At 73.7% G+C, this 17466-nt stretch carries 18 protein-coding genes and 1 pseudogene; 10 read left to right on the plus strand and 9 right to left on the minus strand.

Annotation, left to right across the window (positions count from 1 at the left end; all coding sequences use genetic code 11):
• Positions 1-6: 6 nt before the first annotated feature.
• The 3 genes from ACZ7KF_RS22285 to ACZ7KF_RS22295 form a co-directional block, all read right to left on the minus strand.
• Positions 7-366: a CU044_2847 family protein gene (locus ACZ7KF_RS22285; RefSeq protein ID WP_471077615.1), complete on the minus strand. Its 360-nt coding sequence runs from the start codon at positions 364-366 to the stop codon at positions 7-9.
• 367 nt (positions 367-733) lie between these two features.
• The gene (locus ACZ7KF_RS22290) at positions 734-1519 is read right to left on the minus strand and encodes a putative protein N(5)-glutamine methyltransferase (protein ID WP_471077618.1); all 786 of its coding nucleotides are present in this window, start codon (positions 1517-1519) and stop codon (positions 734-736) included.
• A gap of 293 nt (positions 1520-1812) precedes the next feature.
• Entirely contained in the window at positions 1813-2910 is a 1098-nt protein-coding gene (locus ACZ7KF_RS22295; RefSeq protein WP_471077621.1) for an ABC-2 transporter permease, read from the minus strand.
• Between the two features lie 83 nt (positions 2911-2993).
• Here ACZ7KF_RS22295 and ACZ7KF_RS22300 point away from each other — a divergent pair, with 83 nt between their 5' ends.
• Positions 2994-3434 (plus strand): MarR family winged helix-turn-helix transcriptional regulator, encoded by a 441-nt coding sequence (locus ACZ7KF_RS22300; RefSeq protein ID WP_471077624.1) that lies wholly within the window; start codon positions 2994-2996, stop codon positions 3432-3434.
• An 82-nt stretch (positions 3435-3516) separates the two neighbouring features.
• Here the strand turns inward: ACZ7KF_RS22300 and ACZ7KF_RS22305 are convergent, their stop codons facing one another.
• Positions 3517-4311: a GNAT family N-acetyltransferase gene (locus ACZ7KF_RS22305; protein WP_471077627.1), complete on the minus strand. Its 795-nt coding sequence runs from the start codon at positions 4309-4311 to the stop codon at positions 3517-3519.
• A gap of 213 nt (positions 4312-4524) precedes the next feature.
• Between ACZ7KF_RS22305 and ACZ7KF_RS22310 the strand changes: the two genes are divergently transcribed.
• The 6 genes from ACZ7KF_RS22310 to ACZ7KF_RS22335 all read left to right on the plus strand — a co-directional run bounded on the left by ACZ7KF_RS22310 (position 4525) and on the right by ACZ7KF_RS22335 (position 10125).
• Positions 4525-5130: a sulfite oxidase-like oxidoreductase gene (locus ACZ7KF_RS22310; RefSeq protein WP_471077630.1), complete on the plus strand. Its 606-nt coding sequence runs from the start codon at positions 4525-4527 to the stop codon at positions 5128-5130.
• Positions 5123-5878 carry a ferredoxin reductase gene (locus ACZ7KF_RS22315; RefSeq protein ID WP_471077633.1) on the plus strand — a complete coding sequence of 252 codons (756 nt, stop codon included), beginning with the start codon at positions 5123-5125 and terminating at the stop codon, positions 5876-5878. The genes ACZ7KF_RS22310 and ACZ7KF_RS22315 overlap by 8 nt, the downstream gene beginning before the upstream one ends.
• Before the next feature lie 281 nt (positions 5879-6159).
• On the plus strand, positions 6160-6744 hold the full coding sequence (locus ACZ7KF_RS22320; RefSeq protein ID WP_471077815.1) for an Rv1733c family protein: 585 nt from the start codon (positions 6160-6162) through the stop codon (positions 6742-6744).
• Positions 6745-6949: 205 nt separating this feature from the next.
• Positions 6950-7918 carry an acetylxylan esterase gene (locus ACZ7KF_RS22325; protein ID WP_471077636.1) on the plus strand — a complete coding sequence of 323 codons (969 nt, stop codon included), beginning with the start codon at positions 6950-6952 and terminating at the stop codon, positions 7916-7918.
• A gap of 119 nt (positions 7919-8037) precedes the next feature.
• Complete coding sequence (locus ACZ7KF_RS22330; protein WP_471077639.1) at positions 8038-9228, plus strand: serine hydrolase domain-containing protein; 1191 nt, start codon at positions 8038-8040, stop codon at positions 9226-9228.
• Between the two features lie 153 nt (positions 9229-9381).
• On the plus strand, positions 9382-10125 hold the full coding sequence (locus ACZ7KF_RS22335; RefSeq protein WP_471077642.1) for a GntR family transcriptional regulator: 744 nt from the start codon (positions 9382-9384) through the stop codon (positions 10123-10125).
• On the opposite strand, the gene ACZ7KF_RS22340 is transcribed toward ACZ7KF_RS22335, so the two are convergent.
• From ACZ7KF_RS22340 to ACZ7KF_RS22350, 3 genes are all read right to left on the minus strand, one after another.
• Positions 10103-10867 carry a class I SAM-dependent methyltransferase gene (locus ACZ7KF_RS22340; protein ID WP_471077645.1) on the minus strand — a complete coding sequence of 255 codons (765 nt, stop codon included), beginning with the start codon at positions 10865-10867 and terminating at the stop codon, positions 10103-10105. The genes ACZ7KF_RS22335 and ACZ7KF_RS22340 overlap by 23 nt on opposite strands.
• Positions 10868-10962: 95 nt before the next feature.
• Positions 10963-11457, minus strand: a complete 495-nt coding sequence (locus ACZ7KF_RS22345; protein ID WP_471077648.1) for a hypothetical protein — start codon at positions 11455-11457, stop codon at positions 10963-10965.
• 113 nt (positions 11458-11570) lie between these two features.
• Entirely contained in the window at positions 11571-12173 is a 603-nt protein-coding gene (locus tag ACZ7KF_RS22350) for a PadR family transcriptional regulator (protein WP_471077651.1), read from the minus strand.
• 72 nt (positions 12174-12245) lie between these two features.
• Here ACZ7KF_RS22350 and ACZ7KF_RS22355 point away from each other — a divergent pair, with 72 nt between their 5' ends.
• Complete coding sequence (locus ACZ7KF_RS22355) at positions 12246-12659, plus strand: nuclear transport factor 2 family protein (RefSeq protein ID WP_471077654.1); 414 nt, start codon at positions 12246-12248, stop codon at positions 12657-12659.
• A gap of 20 nt (positions 12660-12679) precedes the next feature.
• On the opposite strand, the gene ACZ7KF_RS22360 is transcribed toward ACZ7KF_RS22355, so the two are convergent.
• A complete protein-coding gene (locus ACZ7KF_RS22360; protein WP_471077657.1) occupies positions 12680-13555 on the minus strand; it encodes a hypothetical protein in 876 nt (291 codons plus the stop codon).
• 105 nt (positions 13556-13660) lie between these two features.
• Positions 13661-14914 carry a cytochrome P450 family protein gene (locus tag ACZ7KF_RS22365; protein ID WP_471077660.1) on the minus strand — a complete coding sequence of 418 codons (1254 nt, stop codon included), beginning with the start codon at positions 14912-14914 and terminating at the stop codon, positions 13661-13663.
• 440 nt (positions 14915-15354) lie between these two features.
• Here ACZ7KF_RS22365 and rho point away from each other — a divergent pair, with 440 nt between their 5' ends.
• Both rho and ACZ7KF_RS22375 read left to right on the plus strand, forming a co-directional pair.
• Positions 15355-16503: a transcription termination factor Rho gene (gene rho, locus ACZ7KF_RS22370; protein ID WP_471077663.1), complete on the plus strand. Its 1149-nt coding sequence runs from the start codon at positions 15355-15357 to the stop codon at positions 16501-16503.
• A 101-nt stretch (positions 16504-16604) separates the two neighbouring features.
• Positions 16605-17438 (plus strand): annotated as a pseudogene (locus ACZ7KF_RS22375) (D-alanyl-D-alanine carboxypeptidase family protein); the annotation flags it as partial.
• Positions 17439-17466 lie beyond the last annotated feature (28 nt).

Consider the following 17466-nt stretch of genomic DNA (forward strand, 5'->3'; position numbering starts at 1 on the left):
CCCCCGCTACTCGGCCCCTGCCGGGGGCTCTTCCGTCCGCATCCGTGCGGCGTCGTACACCACCCGGACCAGCAAGGCCGCCTCGCTCGACGCCCCGGCCACCACGACGTTCCCCTGCGCGGAGAACTTCAGGCCGAACTCGACCTCCAGCGACTCGGGGCGTGCCGCGCGCTGTCCCAGGCGGTGGACGGCGTCGGCGGCGGACGCCGCGATCTCGACGAGCGCGTCGCGGGCCCGGTCGAACGCGTCGACGACACGGTCTCCCGCGTCGGACAGCCTGGACGTGGACTCCGATCCGGCCACCGGGACGGTCTCCAGGAGGAGTTCGACGTCACCGACCCGAATCGGAAGTATGCGACTCGCCATGGATACAAGCTGTCACACATCGGCCCCCGGCGAGGCCGGAACGCGCGCACCCGTACGGCCGGTCCGCGTGCGGACGGCCCGCCCCCGGCCGCAGCGCGGCGCCGCGACCGCCGCCCCGCCGAGGAGGGTGCCTCCCCCGCCTCCGGGCAGCGGGGGCCGCACATCGGACGCTTCTCCCCCGGGCCGCGAGGACCGGAGGACCCGCCTAGGGTCTTTCGTTTGGATCAGGCCGGATCAGGGAGCGGGGTCCGGTGCCGTGCATCGCAAGGCGGAGGAGGGCGCCATGGCGGAGCCATGGCAACCGACGACAACGCGGCGAGGCGCGGTGCCGGGGCCCGCGAGCCCGGCCTGATCCAAACGAGAGGCCCTAGGGCAGTACGCCGATCACCACATGCGCGTACAGCTCGTCCGAGACCGCCAGACGGGTCGTCAGACCGGCGGCCGTGAGCGCCGCCGCGGCGGCCGCCGCCTGGCGTTCGCTCGTCTCGGTCAGCAGGCAGCCGCCGGGGGCGAGCCACTCGGGTGCCCCGGCGGCCACCCGGCGCAGCACGTCGAGTCCGTCGGCGCCGCCGTCCAGCGCGACGAGCGGCTCGTGGTCGCGGGCCTCCGCCGGCAGCAGGGCCACCTCGGCGGTGGGCACGTAGGGCACGTTGGCCGTCAGGACGCCCACCCGGCCGCGCAGGCCGGCGGGCAGGGCGTCGTAGAGGTCGCCCTGGTGGGCCCGGCCGCCGAAGCCGGCGAGGTTGCGGCGGGCACAGCGCACGGCGGACGGGTCGATGTCGGCGGCGTGCACCTCGGCACCGTCCAGGGCGGCGGCGAGGGCCGCGCCGAGCGCGCCGGAACCGCAGCACAGGTCCACGACGACGGTCGCGTCCGGCGCCGCGGCCAGCGCCTGGTCGACCAGGAACTCGGTACGGCGGCGGGGGACGAACACCCCTGGTTCCACGGTGATGCGCAGCCCGTGGAACTCGGCCCAGCCGAGGACCTGTTCGAGCGGCAGCCCGGCGGCGCGCCGGTCCACCATGGCGGCCGCTTCCCCGGGTGTACGGGCGGTGGCGAGAATCAACTCGGCCTCGTCCTCGGCGAAGACACAGCCGGCGGCGCGGAGCGCGGAGACGACGGCGGGCGGGGAGAGCGATGCGGGGGTGGGCATGAAAGCCGAGAGCCTTTCGGGAGCGCGAAAGCTTCAGGGCGCTCCCGCGGTCACCGCTGCCGGTCGACCGCGCCGTCACGAGGAGAGAGCACCCCTGCCGACACAGCGGTAATGGGTCTCACCTCCTCGCCCTCGGGGCCGCGAACGTCCGCGACCGGACGGCCACCTTACCCCACGGCCCACGACCGGATCCTTCCGCCGGGAGGCCGCCCGGGGGCCACGGCCGGTCGGCCGCCCGGCACTTCCCCGTCGGCGGTCCCTCCCGGCGGAAGCCGTGCGGCACGCGTCCGTTGTCAGACGCCGACCGCCTCCTCGGTCTCTTCCTCGGCCTCTTCCTCCGCCTCCGCCGCGGCCTCGCTCCGGGACTTCGACGGCTCGGCCTCCGTCCTGGTCCCGGCGGATGCGGTGGCGGGCTCGGCGGAGTGCTGCCGGGACCGGCGGGTGCGCTCGTACAGGCCGGCGACCGCCGTCACCGCGACACCGGCCAGCAGCCAGGCCACGAGGGTCCAGAGGGCGCGGCCCAGACCGTCGTCGGCGAAGTAGAGCAGGCTGCGGGTGCCTTCGACGAAGCCGGCGCCGTTCCAGAAGGCGTGCAGGGTGCCGAAGAAGCCGTTCTGCAGTTCGGGTCGGAACAGGCCGCCGGAGCTGGTGAAGTTGAGCATCACGAACAGCACCATCATGGCCAGCGTGGTCCACCGCTTCAGGAACGTGTGCAGACCGACGCCGATGAAGAGGATGCCCGCCGAGTAGAGCCAGGCCAGGCCCCAGACGCCCGCGAGGTCGTGGTGGGCGAGGTGGAACACCGGCCCGGCGAGGAACGCGCCGATGCCGCCGGCCACCGCGGAGACACCCAGCGCGAGCAGTGCGCGGACCCGCATCGCGAGGCCCGCGCCCGCGGCGCCGATCGCGGCCACCGAGGCGTAGGAGCCGATGCTGACCGCGATCAGCAGGAAGAACAGACCCTGGCCGGTGGGGTCGTCGGCGACCGGCGCGGCCACGTCGGTGACCTTCAGCGGGACGCCCTCCGCGGCGGCGACCGGCGTGAAGACCTTCTCCACGGCCGTGGCGCCCATGTCGGACGCGGCGGTCGCCACCAGCAGCTCGGGCGCCTTGGCGCTCGGCACGTAGGCGCCGGTCACCTCGCGGGACTTCAGCAGTTCGACGGCGTCGGCGCGGGTCGCCACCGTCCGGACGTCGAGCTTGTCCCCCGCGGTGTCCTTGACCGTCTGCGCGAAGACCTTGGCCTTCGGAGCGGTACCGACGACGGCGACCGGCATGTGGTGCGGCTCAGGGGTGACGAACGCCGCCATATACGCAAGCCCCATGCCTATGCACATCAGCAGCGGGGTGATCAGGTGCGTGAGCACATGACGCAGTGCCGGTGACCTCATCGAGCGCGACCTCCAAAGGTTGGCTTATACAACTTTCAGTTCAAGTTGTACTATACAACTAGAACACCGGAGGAGGTATTCCCGTGAGCGCAGCGGAGTCGGCCGTCGAGACGATCCAGCGCGAGATGACGATCTTCGCCCGCCGGGCCCGTGCGTCGGCGGGGCGCATGCACCCCGAGCTGTCCCTGGTGTCGTACACCCTGCTCGGCCACCTGGAGGAGCGCGGCGGCTGCCGGGCGACGGACCTGGCGGCCCACTACGCCCTGGACAAGTCCACGGTGAGCCGACAGGTGGCCGCGCTGGAGCGGGCCGGACTGATCGAGCGCCGCCTGGACCCGGAGGACCACCGGGTCCAGGTGCTGCACCTGACGGAGGCCGGCCTGGAGATCCTGGCCCAGGTCACCCGGAGCCGCCGGGCCGCCTTCCGCGAGCGGCTCGCGGACTGGCCGGAGGAGGACCTGACGCGGTTCGCGGCCTACCTGGAGCGGTACAACGCGGGGGCGGGCGGCGCCGATCCCGCGTGACGGATCACCGGAGCGCGGGCGGCACCGATGGCGGCGTGCCGGATCACCGGAGCGCGGGCGGTGACGATCCCGCGTGACGGAGTCACCGGGCCGCGGGCACCTGCGCTGCCGCGCGGTCGTCCGTCAACCGCCGCGGCGTGCGGGCCGCGACGAACGCGGTGCGCCGGCGCAGCCGGAAGCCGAGCGACTCGTACAGCCGGATGGCGCCCGTGTTCTCGGCGCTGGTGTGCAGGAACGGCGTCTCGCCGCGCTCCCGGATGCCGTGCGCGACCGCGAGGATCAGGCGGGTGGCCAGGCCCTCACCGCGGAAGGCGGGGTCGGTGCAGACCGCGCTGATCTCGGTCCAGCCCGGCGGGTGCAGCCGCTCCCCCGCCATGGCGACGAGCGCTCCGTCCCGCCGGATGCCGAGGTAGGTGCCGAGTTCCACGGTGCGCGGCAGGAACGGCCCCGGCTGAGTGCGTTCCACCAGGTCGAGCATCTCGGGCACGTCCGCCGGGCCGAGGCGGACCGCCTCCGCGTCCGGCGCGGCGGCGAGGCCGTCGTCCACGAACTGCACACCCTCGATCCGGAGGGTCAGCTCCCAGCCCTCCGGCACCTCGCCGCGGAAGCCGGGCAGCGGCACCTCGGCGCCGGGACCGGCCAGCGCGGCGAGGTCCGCCCAGTCCCGCGCGTCCGGTTCGTCGGGCAGCGCCAGCCACGGCGAGACGTCGACGGGGTAGCGCAGCACCCGGCCCCGCCGCTCGGCGAAGCGGGCGTGCGGCCCGGTCAGGGAGGCCAGGGCGGGATTGTCCAGGACGTGCGGGACACCGACGGCGGTCCCGGCGGCGGCGCCACCGACGGTGGTACCGGCGCCGTCCGGGCTGCTCACGACGCTCATGCGGCCACCTCGATCACGGTTGTGGAGACGTACGCCTGGGGCATCCTCGTTCCTCACTTCTCTCGCGCTGTCACCGGCGCACGGGGCCGGCACCGATCGGCAAGGAGTGGCACCGAGCCGGTATTCCCGGTCCCCGGCAGAGTTCATACGGCCGCAACGATGGCGGCGACCACCAGGGACGGAGCACCCGGAACGACAGCGTACGGTTGAAGCATGAACGTCACGCGAGGCTTCACGGGCCGCGCGCGCGTCCACAACCCGGGCCTGCCGCCCGGGCAGTACGACGCGCGCGACGACTGGCCCGTCCTGTCCGCCGAGGTCACCCCGGACCTCGCGGCCACCGACTGGTCCTTCCGTATCGACGGCCTGGTCGAGCACCCGCACACCTGGGACTGGGAGGCCGCGCACGCGCTGCCCGCGTCGGCGTACGACGGTGACATCCACTGTGTGACGGGCTGGTCGAAGTTCGGTGTGCGGTTCGGCGGTGTCTCGTTGGACGCCTTCCTGACCATGGCCCGGCCCCATGTGTCCGCCACCCATGCCCTCGCCTACTCCCACACCGGGTACACCACCAACCTGCCGCTCGCCGACCTCACCGGCGGGCGGGCCTGGATCGTCTGGGAGTACGACGGCGCACCCCTGCCGCCCGAGCACGGCGGTCCGGCGCGGCTGCTGGTCCCCCACCTCTACTTCTGGAAGAGCGCCAAGTGGATCGCGGGCATCACCCTGCTCGACCACGACGAGCAGGGCTTCTGGGAGCGCAACGGCTACCACGCGCGTGGCAATCCCTGGGAGGAACAGCGGTACTCCGGTGACTGAGACGACGACTCCCGCGACACGGTTCGCGGTGCCCGGACGGATCGCCGTCAACGCCGAGGCGGCCACGGTGTGGCAGACCGCCACACTGACCGAGATCCGCCACGAGACACCGCACGCCGCCACGTTCCGTCTGGCGGTGCCGCGCTGGGCGGGGCACCTGCCCGGCCAGCACCTGATGCTGCGGCTGATCGCCGCGGACGGCTATGTGGCGCAGCGCCACTATTCGATCGCGTCGGCCCCGGACGGCTCGGGACACATCGAGCTGACCCTGGACCGGGTGCCGGACGGCGAGGTCTCCGGCTGGTTCCACACGGTGGCCCGGCCCGGTGACACGGTCGAGGTGCGCGGCCCGCTGAGCGGCTTCTTCGCCTGGCCGGGCGACCGGCCCGCGCTGCTGCTCGGGGCCGGTTCCGGGGTCGTACCGCTGATGTCGATGGTGCGGCACCACCGGGCGCGCGGCCTCGCCGTCCCGCTGCGGATGCTGGTGTCGGCGCGCAGCCCCGAGGAACTGATCTACGCGGCCGAGCTGGGCGGGGAGACGACGACCGTGTTCACCCGGAGCGCTCCCCCCGGGACCCCCGTGGGTCGTATGACGGCCGCACATGTGGCGCCGCTCTTGGCCGAGCAGCCCATCGGTGGATGGGAAGCCTATGTGTGCGGATCCAACGGGTTCGCCGAGCATGCTTCCCGGCTGCTGGTCGCGGCGGGCCAGCCGGTGGAGCGCATCCGGATCGAACGGTTCGGCTGAGGGCCGGAGACCGCCCGAGCCCGCGGGCACAGGGGTACCGAGACACGGAGGCTGCCGGGACACCCGGGGCGCGCGGCGAGGCCGGGCGCGCGATCGTGGGGCCCATGGCTCGGCTCGTGCGCCATATGGGCTGGAACTCGCGGTTCACGGCGTGCGCGAGGTACGCCGAACGGGGTACGAGACGGGTGTGGACGCGCGTGTGCGTGAGCGGCGGGGGCGGTGGACCGGTGACCCGGCTCTCCCGGCTCGCCGGCTCCGGCGGTGGCGGCGTGGAGGTGGACATGCGGACGCGGGTGCGTGGCTGGCGCTGGCGGCGCAATCCGCTGCGGCGCCGGTCGGACGTCGTGGAGGCGTGGACGGTGCTCGTGGTCGCCGTCCTGCTGTCCGTGGTGGCGCCCCTGGTGGGGGTGGCCGCGGGCCTGCACGCGCACGACCGGGCCAGGGCGCTCGCCGCGGAGCAGCGGGCCGAGCGCCACGAGGTGCGTGCCGTGGTGATCGGTGACCCGCCCGAGCGGCTGTCCACGCTGCGGGACGACCGTCGGCACGCCTACCGCGCCCAGGTCCGCTGGACCGAGCCGGGCAAGGGGGTCCGGACGGCGTGGGCTCGGGTGCCGGCGGGGAGCCGGGCCGGTGAGCCGGTCTCGGTCTGGTTCGACTCCCGGGGCCGCAATGTCGCGCCCCCGCCGGACGACGTGGCGGTCTGGCAGCACGCCGTCACGGTCGGGGCGGCCGCGGCGGCCGGCGCGGCGACCGTGGTGTTCCTCGGCCGCGCGGCCGAGCGCCGGATCGCCCTGCGCCACCGGCTGGCCGAGTGGGAGCGGGAGTGGGCCCGCACCGGGCCGCGGTGGAACCAGCCGAGGACGTGAGCGCCGGATGATCCGACCACTGCTCGCCTGAGCACTCCGCCGACCACTCCTCCGGTACAAGCGCTTGCCTGCCTTCCGACCAGCGCATCGAAACAGCGCCAGGCGGTCCCGGACGCGGCCCTCCGCCCCGCGTGACCCTGGCGAGTCATCCGATCACACACGTACCGTGGGGCCGCACAGTCTCCCTTCGCAAAGGCGGTTGTCGATGGCCCTGTTCGATCTCCCTCTGGACGAACTCCGCTCATACCAGAGCGAGTCCGATGAACCCGAGGACTTCGATAATTTCTGGGGCAAAACCCTTGAGCAGGCCCGTGAGCACGAACTCGACGCGCGGTTCGAGCCGGTGGAAACCGGACTGTCCACGGTCGAGGTGTACGACGTGACGTTCGCCGGGTTCGGCGGCCACCCCGTCAAGGGCTGGCTGCGGCTGCCCGCCGGGGCCACGGAACCGCTCCCGCTGGTCGTGGAGTTCATCGGCTACGGCGGCGGGCGCGGCCTGCCGCACGAGCATCTGCTGTGGGCGTCCACGGGCCGGGCGCACTTCACCATGGACACCCGCGGGCAGGGCAGCGCCTGGGGCGGCGGGGGCGGCACGCCCGACCCGGTGGGCGCGGCACCCGCGTACCCCGGGTTCATGACACGGGGCATCGACACACCCGAGAACTACTACTACCGGCGGGTGTTCACGGACGCCGTGCGTGCCGTCGAGGCGGCCCGCTCCCACCCGCTCACCGACCCGGCCCGCACGGTGGCGACCGGTGCGAGCCAGGGCGGCGGCATCGCCCTGGCCGTCGGCGGACTCGTCCCCGACCTGGTCGCGGTCGCCCCGGACGTACCGTTCCTGTGCGACTTCCCGCGCGCGGCGACACTGACGGACCGTCACCCGTATCGGGAAATTGCCCTGTTCCTCAAGACGCACCGCGGCCGCTCCGCGGACGTGCTGCGCACCCTGTCCTACTTCGACGGCGTGCACTTCGCGGCCCGGGGCCGGGCGCCGGCCCTGTTCTCGGCGGCCCTGGAGGACCAGACGTGCCCGCCCTCGACGGTGTTCGCGGCCTTCCACGCATGGGCGCACGAGGACAAGGCGATCGAGGTGTACGACTTCAACGACCACGAGGGCGGCGGCCCCTTCCAGGAGGCGGCGAAGATGCGCTGGCTGGGCTCGTACGCCTGAGGCAGCCGCCGGCGCTGCGCCCACCGCACCCACCCTTCCCTCCAGTCCGACCAGTCGGTACGTTCAGTGCGCCCGGGCCGCAGGTCGCGGCTCGGGTTTCCGGCGACGACGGAGGCCACATGTCCGGACAGGAGACACAGCAGACACCGGAGGCGCCCGCCCGGATCCACGGGCACTGCGACCCCCGGTTCGCGGCGGTGGGCGAGGCGTTCGAGGAGAACTTCCGCGCGCGGGGCGAACTCGGCGCGGCGGTGGCGGTCACCGTCGCCGGGCAGACGGTGGTGGACCTCTGGGGCGGCTGGGCGGACGCGGCACGCACCCGGCTCTGGGAGCGGGACACCGTGGTGAACGTGTGGTCGACGACCAAGGGCCCGGTGGCCCTGTGCGCGCACATCCTCGCCGACCGGGGACTGCTAGACCTCGACGCGCCGGTGGCCGCGTACTGGCCGGAGTTCGCCGCCGCGGGCAAGGAGAAGGTGCTCGTTCGCCATCTGCTGTCGCACCGCGCCGGACTGTCCGGGCTGCGGGAGCCGCACAGCCTGGAGGAGCTGTACGACTGGGAGCTGACCACCGCACGGCTCGCGGCCACGGCACCCTGGTGGGAGCCGGGCACCCGGTCGGGGTATCACGCGCTGACCTACGGCTTCCTGGTCGGGGAGGTCGTGCGACGGATCTCGGGGCTGCTGCCGGGGGCCTTCCTGGAGCGGGAGGTGACCGGGCCGCTCGGGATCGACTTCTCGATCGGCCTGCCGGCCCGTGACTTCGGCCGGGCGGCCGAGCTGGTGCACGCTCCGGTCGCGTCGACCGGTGAACAGGGGGCGGGCCTCGGCGGGCTGACCCCGGTCGCGCTGGCGGCCCTGGCCAATCCCGTCGTCGGGGCGGCGCAGGCGAACAGCCCCGGCTGGCGGGCGGCGGAGATCCCGGCGGCGGGCGGTCACGGCACCGCACGGGCGGTCGCGGCGCTGTACGGCGTCTTCGCCGGACGCGGTTCGTACGGCGGCCGGCGGATCCTGTCGCCGGAGGCGGCGGAGCGGGTGCGCGAGGGCCAGGGCAGCTGCCGGGATCTGGTGCTCGGGGCGGGTTTCGAGGGAGAGACGGAGGTCGGGCTCGGTCTGTGGCTGAGCGGGCCTCAGGGCTCGTACGGCCCCGATCCGCGGGCTTTCGGCCATGACGGATTCGGCGGTTCCTGTGGGCTCGCCGACCCGGACGCCGGGGTGTCCCTGGGGTACGTCATGAACCGGATGGGACCCCACATCGCCAATGATCCACGGAAAACAGCGCTGGTCGAGGCCCTCTACCGCGCCCTGTGAGAACGCGCCGCGGCGTCCGGTGACCGTCGTGCGCGCGGGTGGATTTCGGTCGAACCGGCAGACCGCTCTTCCCTCGTGGTTTAGACCAATGCTAATTGTGGTCGCGGAACGAGCCCGCACGACTACGTTTTGTCACCGACAGGAGGGCGCGGCATGGCCCGCACCACCCCGCAGGACCCCCCACCCCTCGACGGCCGGCCCTTGTACGGACGGATCGCGGCGCTGCTGCTGGACGAACTGCGCAGCGGCACCGTGCCGCCGGGTGAACGACTGCCCGGCGAGCGCCACCTGGCCGCGCACTTCGGGGTCAGCCGGGAGACCGTCCGCCAGGCACTGGACGTGCTGCGCCGCAGCGGTCTGGTGGCCACCGACCGACGGGGCACCCACGCCACGCTGCCCGGCCGTCCGGTCGAGGCACCGGAATCGCTCACCTTCCCGGTGGGGGCCCGGTCGGCGGACCCCTGTGCGGTGGACCGGGCCACGGTGACCTGGGAGGCGCCGCCGCCGGAGCACGCGCAGGCCCTGGGCCTGGCTCCGCACCGGCCGACCCTGGTGCACCGCTACCTGTCGGCGACTCCGGACGGCCGGTCGCTGCGGACCGCGGTGACGTCGTTCTCGGCGGTGGCGCTGGCCGAGGTGGCGGAGCTGGCCCGCTACCGGGACCGGGCCGACGGGGCCACCCCCGCCCAGCTGCGGCGGGCCTACGACTGGATGCGCAAGGCCGGGCTGACCCTGCACCACCGGGACGCCATCACCCAGGTCGGCGACGCCTCGTCGGTGCGGGTGACGCGGCGCGTGCACGATCAGTACGCGCGCCCGCTGGAGATCACCGATCTGGTGGTGAACGCCGAACAGGACGCACTGGTCTACGAGTTCACCCTGCCCGCGGCGGGGTGACGTCGGGGGCCGGCGCGCCGGCGCCGTGGGCCACCACCAGCCGGGCGCGCGGACTGCCGTCGGCTCGCCGGCCGAACTCGGGCAGGGGGCGCAGCTCGACCGCGAAGCCCGCGGACTCCAGCTCCCGCACGAAAGTGCCGAGCCGGAGCGCCCGGTAGTACATGACGAACGGCGGTCGCCACAGCGCGTTGCGCACCCTCATCACCGCGTCGAAGCCCAGCAGCAGCCAGAAGGCGGGATGCGCGGGGCCGGGCGGGGCGAACACCGGGAAGGCGAAGCGGCCACCGGGCCGCAGCACCGCCCGTACCTGGGCGCAGAGCCCCGGCAGCTCCCGCGGCAGGAAGTGGCCGAACGCCCCGAAGGAGACGACGAGGTCGAAGGCGGCCGTGAACGGCAGGGCCCGGGCGTCGCCGCGTACCCAGGCGACCCCGGGTGCGCCGGCGGGCCGTACCCGCTGCCGGGCGATGTCCAGCATTCCGGCGCTGAAGTCGACCCCGGTGACACTGCGGCGGCACAGTCCGGTCAGCAGCCGGGTCCCGGCCCCGGTGCCGCAGCACAGGTCGAGCCCGTCCGCGAACGGACCGAGCGGCGTCAGCGCCTTCGCCACGGAGTCCAGGACGTCGTCGGGCGTCCGGAAGGGGGTGTGGTCGAACTTGGGCGCGAGCAGGTCGTAGCCGCGCTCGACGGACGAGAGCGCCTGCACGGCGAGTTCGCGGAGGGAGGGGCCTTCTGGACCGTACATGCCGTCACCCTATGACGGCGTGCCGCGACGACGGCAGCGGCAGCGGCAGCGGCAGCGGCAGCGGTCACCGTCGCAGGCCCGGGCTCCGCTCGTCGTCAGCCGAAGCCGGCGTGGCAGAGCCGGACCAGCTCGGGCACGGCCACCCCGTCCGCCTGGCGGCACAGGTCGCGCATGCTGATGGCGGCGGGCGGCCGCGAGGCCGGGCGGGAGCGGGGGGCCCGCCGGTGCGCGGGCGGCCGGTGGTCCGGGCGGGTGCGCCGCACCGGGCGAGGGTGCCGTACCGGCGGCGCGGCCGCTGCCGCGCCCCGGGGAGGCGGCGCGGGCACCGGACCGCGGCCCGGCCGGGGGCTGTGCCTCCGCACGGAGGCCGTCCCGGACCCGTGCGCATGCCCCCGGCCCGTGCGGACGAGCGCCGCGCGCGGGGACGGCTCCCGTACCGGTTCCTGGAGCACCGAGGGTCTCGCCGCCGTCTCCGGTGCGGCGGAGCGCCGGACGGGAACGGTCTCGGAGGTGGGGGCGGAGCTGACGACGGTGCAGCCGGCGACGCTCACCAGCGCCGCCACCAGCAGCGGAAGAAGTCGGCGAGGCACCCGCCCACTGTGCCGTACCGCCCCCGGTCCCGGGCGGCACCGCGCGGCAGCACCACTCCCACGAGCGATCACCGGCACGACGGCCCGACGGCGGGACGGCGGTGCGGGTCTCCTCACCGCTTCGGAGCGGGCACGGCCTCGGAAGGGGAAGGGGACACGACCTCACGGCGCCGCTCCAGGATCGCGAGGGCCCGCTCGCACCAGCGCAGGTTCTCCTCCTCGAAGCCGATCCCGGCCATGAGGGTGAGGTACGGCCCGATGCGGTCGGCGGCGCCCAGGAACTCTTCCTCGGTGCGCCCGTCGAGCAGGCGCTCACGCACCCGCCGGTAGCGGTCGAGCTTCCCGCGCGTCCAGCCCCGGCGCTCCTCGATCAGGGCCCGGGTGGTCTCCGGGTCGCCGCCGTCCAGGGCCTGGACCTTGATGAGGAGTTCGTCGCGGATCGCGGTGGGCCGCTTCGGCGGCTCGGCGGCGAACGCGCTCAGCTCGGCCCGGCCGGTCTCGGTGAGCGTGAACATCCGCTTGTTGGGGCGGCGTTCCTGCTCCACGGTGCGGGCCTGGACCAGCCCGTCCTGCGCGAGGCGCTCCAGTTCCCGGTAGAGCTGCTGGGGGGTGGCGGGCCAGAAGTTCGCGAGCGAGACGTCGAACCCCTTCGACAGTTCGTAGCCCGAGGCCTCGCCCTCCAGCAGGGCGGCCAGAACGGCGTACTTGAGCGACATATGGACAGGCTAGCAGCCGTTGATTAATCTCATCGGCACCTAATCAATTAGTTGACTATGCGAGGTGATCCGATGCGTGCGTTCCGCGAGGCGGTCGAAGCCCGGGACCTGGACGCCGTCGAGGCGCTGCTGGCCGAGGACGTCGTCTTCACCAGCCCGGTCGTCTTCAAGCCGTATCCGGGCAAGGCGATCACCGCGGCGATCCTGCGCGCGGTCGTCCAGGTCTTCGAGGACTTCCGGTACGTCCGCGAGATCGGCGACCCGGACGGCCCGGACCACGCGCTGGTCTTCCGGGCCCGGGTGGGCGACCGTGAGCTGACCGGCTGCGACTTCCTGCGTGTGAACGAGGACGGACTGATCGACGACTTCACGGTCATGGTCCGTCCGCTGTCGGGCGCGCAGGTCCTCGCCGAGGCCATGGGCGCGCGGTTCGAGCAGATCGCGAAAGAGGCTTCGGGCGCGGCCGGACCGAGCGACCGCGCCTGAAGCCTCCCGGCACGGCGCTGTCAGTCCCGGAGCTGCTGCAGCGTGGCCTTGGCGTCGGTCTTCAGCCAGTCGGTCACATCGGTGAGCGCGGGCGGGTCCTTGTCCTCGTCGTACGAGGTGAGGTAGCAGCTGTAGCCCATCGTGTACGTCACCCAGCCGTCCCGGACGGCGAGCGTGGCGTACCGGGAGCCGCTGGACGAGCCGTTCGTGGTGTCCTGGCTGACCAGGTAGGCCTCGTCGCCGATGCCCTCGACCGGGTCGACGTCGTACCCCGTGTGGCTGTCGCCGTAGTTCTTCCAGGTGGCGGTGAACTCGGCCGCCGGGTCGGTCTTCTTGTGCAGGTCCAGCTGTATGGTCAGATAGGCGTCCGCGTACGACGAGCCGGACTTCTTCAGGCCCAGGCTGCAGTAACTCTCGTCCAGCGCCTTGTCCTTGAGCGAGGTGTGGGTCGGCGAGGAGTCGTTCTCGGTGTACTCGTCCTTGAAGGACGAGTAGTCGGCGCCGGAGCACATGTTGGAGGGCGCCGAGTAGCCGCGCAGCTCGGCGTCGGCCCCCTTCCCGCCGATCAGGAAGACGCCGGCCGCCCAGGCCGCGGAGGCCACGACCGCTCCGACGGCGGCCCACAGCACCGCCCGGCCGGCCCCGCCGCCGGCCGGCGGGGCGGGCGGCACGAGCCCGTACTGCGGCGGCTGCGCGTAGGGGTTCCCCGGCTGCGGCTGTCCCGGCTGCCCCGGCGCGGGCTGGCCGGCCAGCGTGGGCTGCGCGTAGAAGGCCCCTGGCGGGGGCGACTGCGGGTTCGGATAGGGGTAGGCCGTCGGCTGCGGCGGGACGGCAGGCTGCTGGGGCTGCTGAGCAGGCTGATCGGCCGGCTGCGCGGGCTGCGGTGGCGTGGACATGCCGCGAAGATAGTACACGGTTGGCGGTCAAGTCCCCCGACGTCCGGGATCGTTATGGTCTGCGGACATCTGCTCCGTATCCGTGGCGGGGCGGCCGTGCGCGGCTCAGGGCGCGGACGGTGCGATCCGCACCGGCAGGCTCCGCACACTGTTGCCGACGAAGCCCGCGTGCGGCGCCAAGTCGCTTTCCGGGACGGCCGGCCGGAGTTCCGGGAAGCGGGTGAACAGCCGCTCCAGGGCGACCGTGGCCTCCAGCCGGGCCAGCGGCGCGCCCAGGCAGTAGTGGGCGCCGTGACCGAGGGACAGGTGACGTACGGCGCCGGGCCGGGCGGCGCGGGTGAGGTCGAAGCGGTCGGCGTCCGGGCCGTGCGCCGCCGGGTCGCGGCCGGCGGCGGAGTAGCCGGCGAGCACGGGGGTGCCGGCGGGTACGAGCGTCCCGGCGACGGTGAGGTCGCGCACGGGGTAGCGGAACGGGAAGTAGCTGACCGGCGCGTCCCAGCGCAGCGTCTCCTCCACCGCGTCGGCCCAGCTCGCCTCGCCCGCCCGGACCAGGGCGAGCTGCCCGGGGTGGGCACACAGCGCACGGACGGCGTTGGTGATCAGGTTGAGGGTGGTCTCGTGGCCGGCGATGATCATCAGCAGCAGGGTGCCGATCAGCTCCCGCTGACCGAGCCGGTCGCCGCCCTCGTCGCGGGCGGCGATGAGCGCGCTGGTGAGGTCGTCGCCGGGGTTCGCGGCTTTTCCCGCGGCGATCTCACCGAGAAGGGCGACGAGTTCGCGGTGGGCGGCGATGGCCTCGGCGGGGGTGGTGTCGGTGGCCACGACCCGGTCGCCGAGCTGGTGCAGCCGGTCCCGGAACCGCGCGTCGACACCGAGGAGTTCGCAGATCACGCCCATCGGCAGAGGCAGCGCGAAGTGCCGGCGCAGATCGGCGACGCCGTCGGCCGCGGCGGCGCTCGCCAGGCCGTCGAGCAGCGAGTCGGTCAACTCCTCGATCATGGGGCGTAGTTCCGCCACACGGCGGGGGGTGAAGGCCCGCGCGACCAGGGACCTCAGCCGCCGGTGGTCGTCGCCGTCGGCGGTGGTCATGCCCGGGACGGTGGCGAAGGTCAGCAGCGGCCAGCCCTCGGTGATCCGCCCCTCGCGCAGCGCCGTGAAGTGGCGTGCGTCCTTGGCGACTTCGGGATGCTGCAGGAACTCCTTCAGGGCCTCGTGCCCGAGGACGGCCATGCCCTCGATCCCACCGGGCAGTTCGACCGGGGCCACGGCGCCCTGCGCCAGCAGCCGTGCGTTGACGGCGTGCGGGCAACCACCGGCGGGGTCCAGACGATGCGGGGTGCGGGCGGGTGAGGTGTCCACCGGATCCTCCTGACGTTCCCCTGACAAGAAGCTCGATGGTAGGCCCGGACGGGAGGCTCCGGCGGTGAGTCCGGCGCCGCTGCGGACCGGCGCGGTCGCCGGGATGTACGCCGTCTCGCCCGCCGCCCGGGAATAGCCCGCTCCGGCGATTCGTTGACCGGATCACGGACACGGCACCCCGTCGAGTGCTACCGTTCAGTCAGCACTCGTGCACGCCCCTAGTGGGCGCCGGTGCCAGTTCCTCTCTTTACGCTGATCCGCTCGCCGCCCTCCGGATGTCCGGATCCCGGCGCGTCAGCTTCCCGGCACCACCTCGTCACGGGCTTTCTCCGCCGTACCCGAGGTGCCGTTCCCGCCGCCCGGAGGCAGTCACGGACGCCTCCCGCTCGCGGCCTCTCCCCCTCCCTGTTCTCTTCTCCGTCCGCGAAAGGACTCCCACCATGACCACCACACTCGAACACCCTCCCGAGGCACCGCAGGCCCCGGCCGCTCAGCTCGTCACCGGCGTCCTCGACGTCGACGCCCAGGGCAAGGGGCACCTGAGGTCCGCGAGCCTCCTCCCCTCCCCCGCCGATCCGCAGGTCGCGCCCGCACTGATCCGCCGCCACGGACTGCGCAAGGGCGACCTGGTCGAGGGCGTCCGGGGTGCCCAGCGGTCCCTGACCGACGTCGCGCGCGTCAACGGCCGCGCCCCCGGGGAGCTGCGCGCGCGGCGGCACTTCCACGACCTCACCCCGCTCCACCCGCACCGGCGCCTCCGCCTCGAACACCCCGGCTCCGGCCTCACCGGACGCCTGACCGACCTGCTCGCGCCGGTCGGCAAGGGCCAGCGCGGACTCATCGTGGCCCCGCCCAAGAGCGGCAAGACCGTGCTGCTCCAGCAGCTCGCCGCCGCCGTGGCCGGCAACCACCCCGAGTGCCGGCTGATGGTGCTCCTGCTGGACGAGCGGCCCGAGGAGGTCACCGAGATGCGCCGCTCGGTGCGCGGCGAGGTGTACGCCTCCACCTTCGACCGGTCGCCCAAGGAGCACATCGCCCTCGCCGAGCTGGTGGTGGAGCGGGCCAAGCGCCTGGTGGAGGCCGGCGAGGACGTCGTCGTCCTGCTGGATTCGCTGACCCGGCTGTGCCGGGCCCACAACAACGCCGCCGGTGCCGGCGGCCGTACCCTGAGCGGAGGCGTCGACGCGGGTGCGCTGCTCGGCCCCAAGCGGTTCTTCGGCGCCGCGCGCCAGGCCGAGGAGGGCGGCTCGCTCACCGTGCTCGCCACAGCCCTGGTGGACACCGGCTCCCGCGCCGACGGCTACTTCTTCGAGGAGCTGAAGAGCACGGGCAACATGGAGCTTCGCCTGGACCGGGAACTCGCCGCACGCCGTGTCTTCCCCGCCGTGGACATCGACGCCACCGGCACCCGGCGCGAGGAACTCCTGCTCACACCGGCCGAGTTGTCGGCCGTGCACGGCCTGCGCCGTGCCCTGCGCTCCCGGGAGAGCGGGGCGTCCGCGCTGGAGACCCTCCTGGAGCGGCTGCGCGCCACCCCCGGCAACGCCGCCTTCCTGCGGCAGATCCGGCCTACGCTGCCGGCCGGCTGACACCCGCTCACGCGGGGGTCCGATACGGCATCCGGGTTGCTCGGCCACCCGAACGGCCCGGACAATGTGGTGCCCGCACAGTATGTTCGTACGTTGATCATATGGTCACCGGATTCTCTTGTCGCGCGGCTGTGTCGGCCTGCTCCCTCTGGGTGGCGGGCCTGCTGGCACTCACGTCGGCCGCTGCCGCCGCCGGGCCCCGGGCCGGTGAGCCCGCCCCGCCCCGCCCCCGGACGGCGACGCCCGGGCCGTCGCTGCTCTACCGCTCCGGCACCCAGGTCCGGCAGCACCGGGGCGCCCCCGAACTGCCGGACGTCTCGGCACTCTCCTGGCTCGTCGCCGACGCGGACAGCGGGCAGGTGCTGGCCACGCACGACGCGCACCGCGAACTGCCCCCCGCCAGCACGCTCAAGACCCTGTTCGCGCTCACCGTGCTGCCGGTGCTGCCCAGCGGGCTGCAGCACACCGTGCGGTACGACGAACTCGCGGACGTCGGCGAGGGCAGCAGCCTGGTCGGGGTCGAGGAGGGGCACACCTACCAGGTGGCCGACCTGTGGCGCGGGGTCTTCCTCAGTTCCGGGAACGACGCCGTGCATGTGCTCGCCGGGCTGGGCGGCGGCTGGCAGGCCACCGCCGCCCGGATGCAGGACAAGGCCCGCTCGCTGGGCGCCCTGGACACCCATGTGGTCTCCCCCGACGGCTACGACGCCCCCGGCCAGGTGTCCTCCGCCTACGACCTGGCGGTGTTCGGCCGGGCGGGCCTGCGCAACCCCGACTTCGCCCAGTACTGCGCCACCGCCGAGGCGCGTTTCCCCGGTGAGGGGTCGACGTTCCCCATCGAGAACACCAACCGGCTGCTGACCGGCGAGGACGGTGTGGCCCCGTACCCCGGGCTCATCGGGATCAAGAACGGCTACACCAGCAACGCGGGCAACACCCTGGTGGCCGCGGCCCGCCGGAACG

The sequence above is a fragment of the Streptomyces sp. NPDC038200 genome (genome assembly GCF_055600785.1).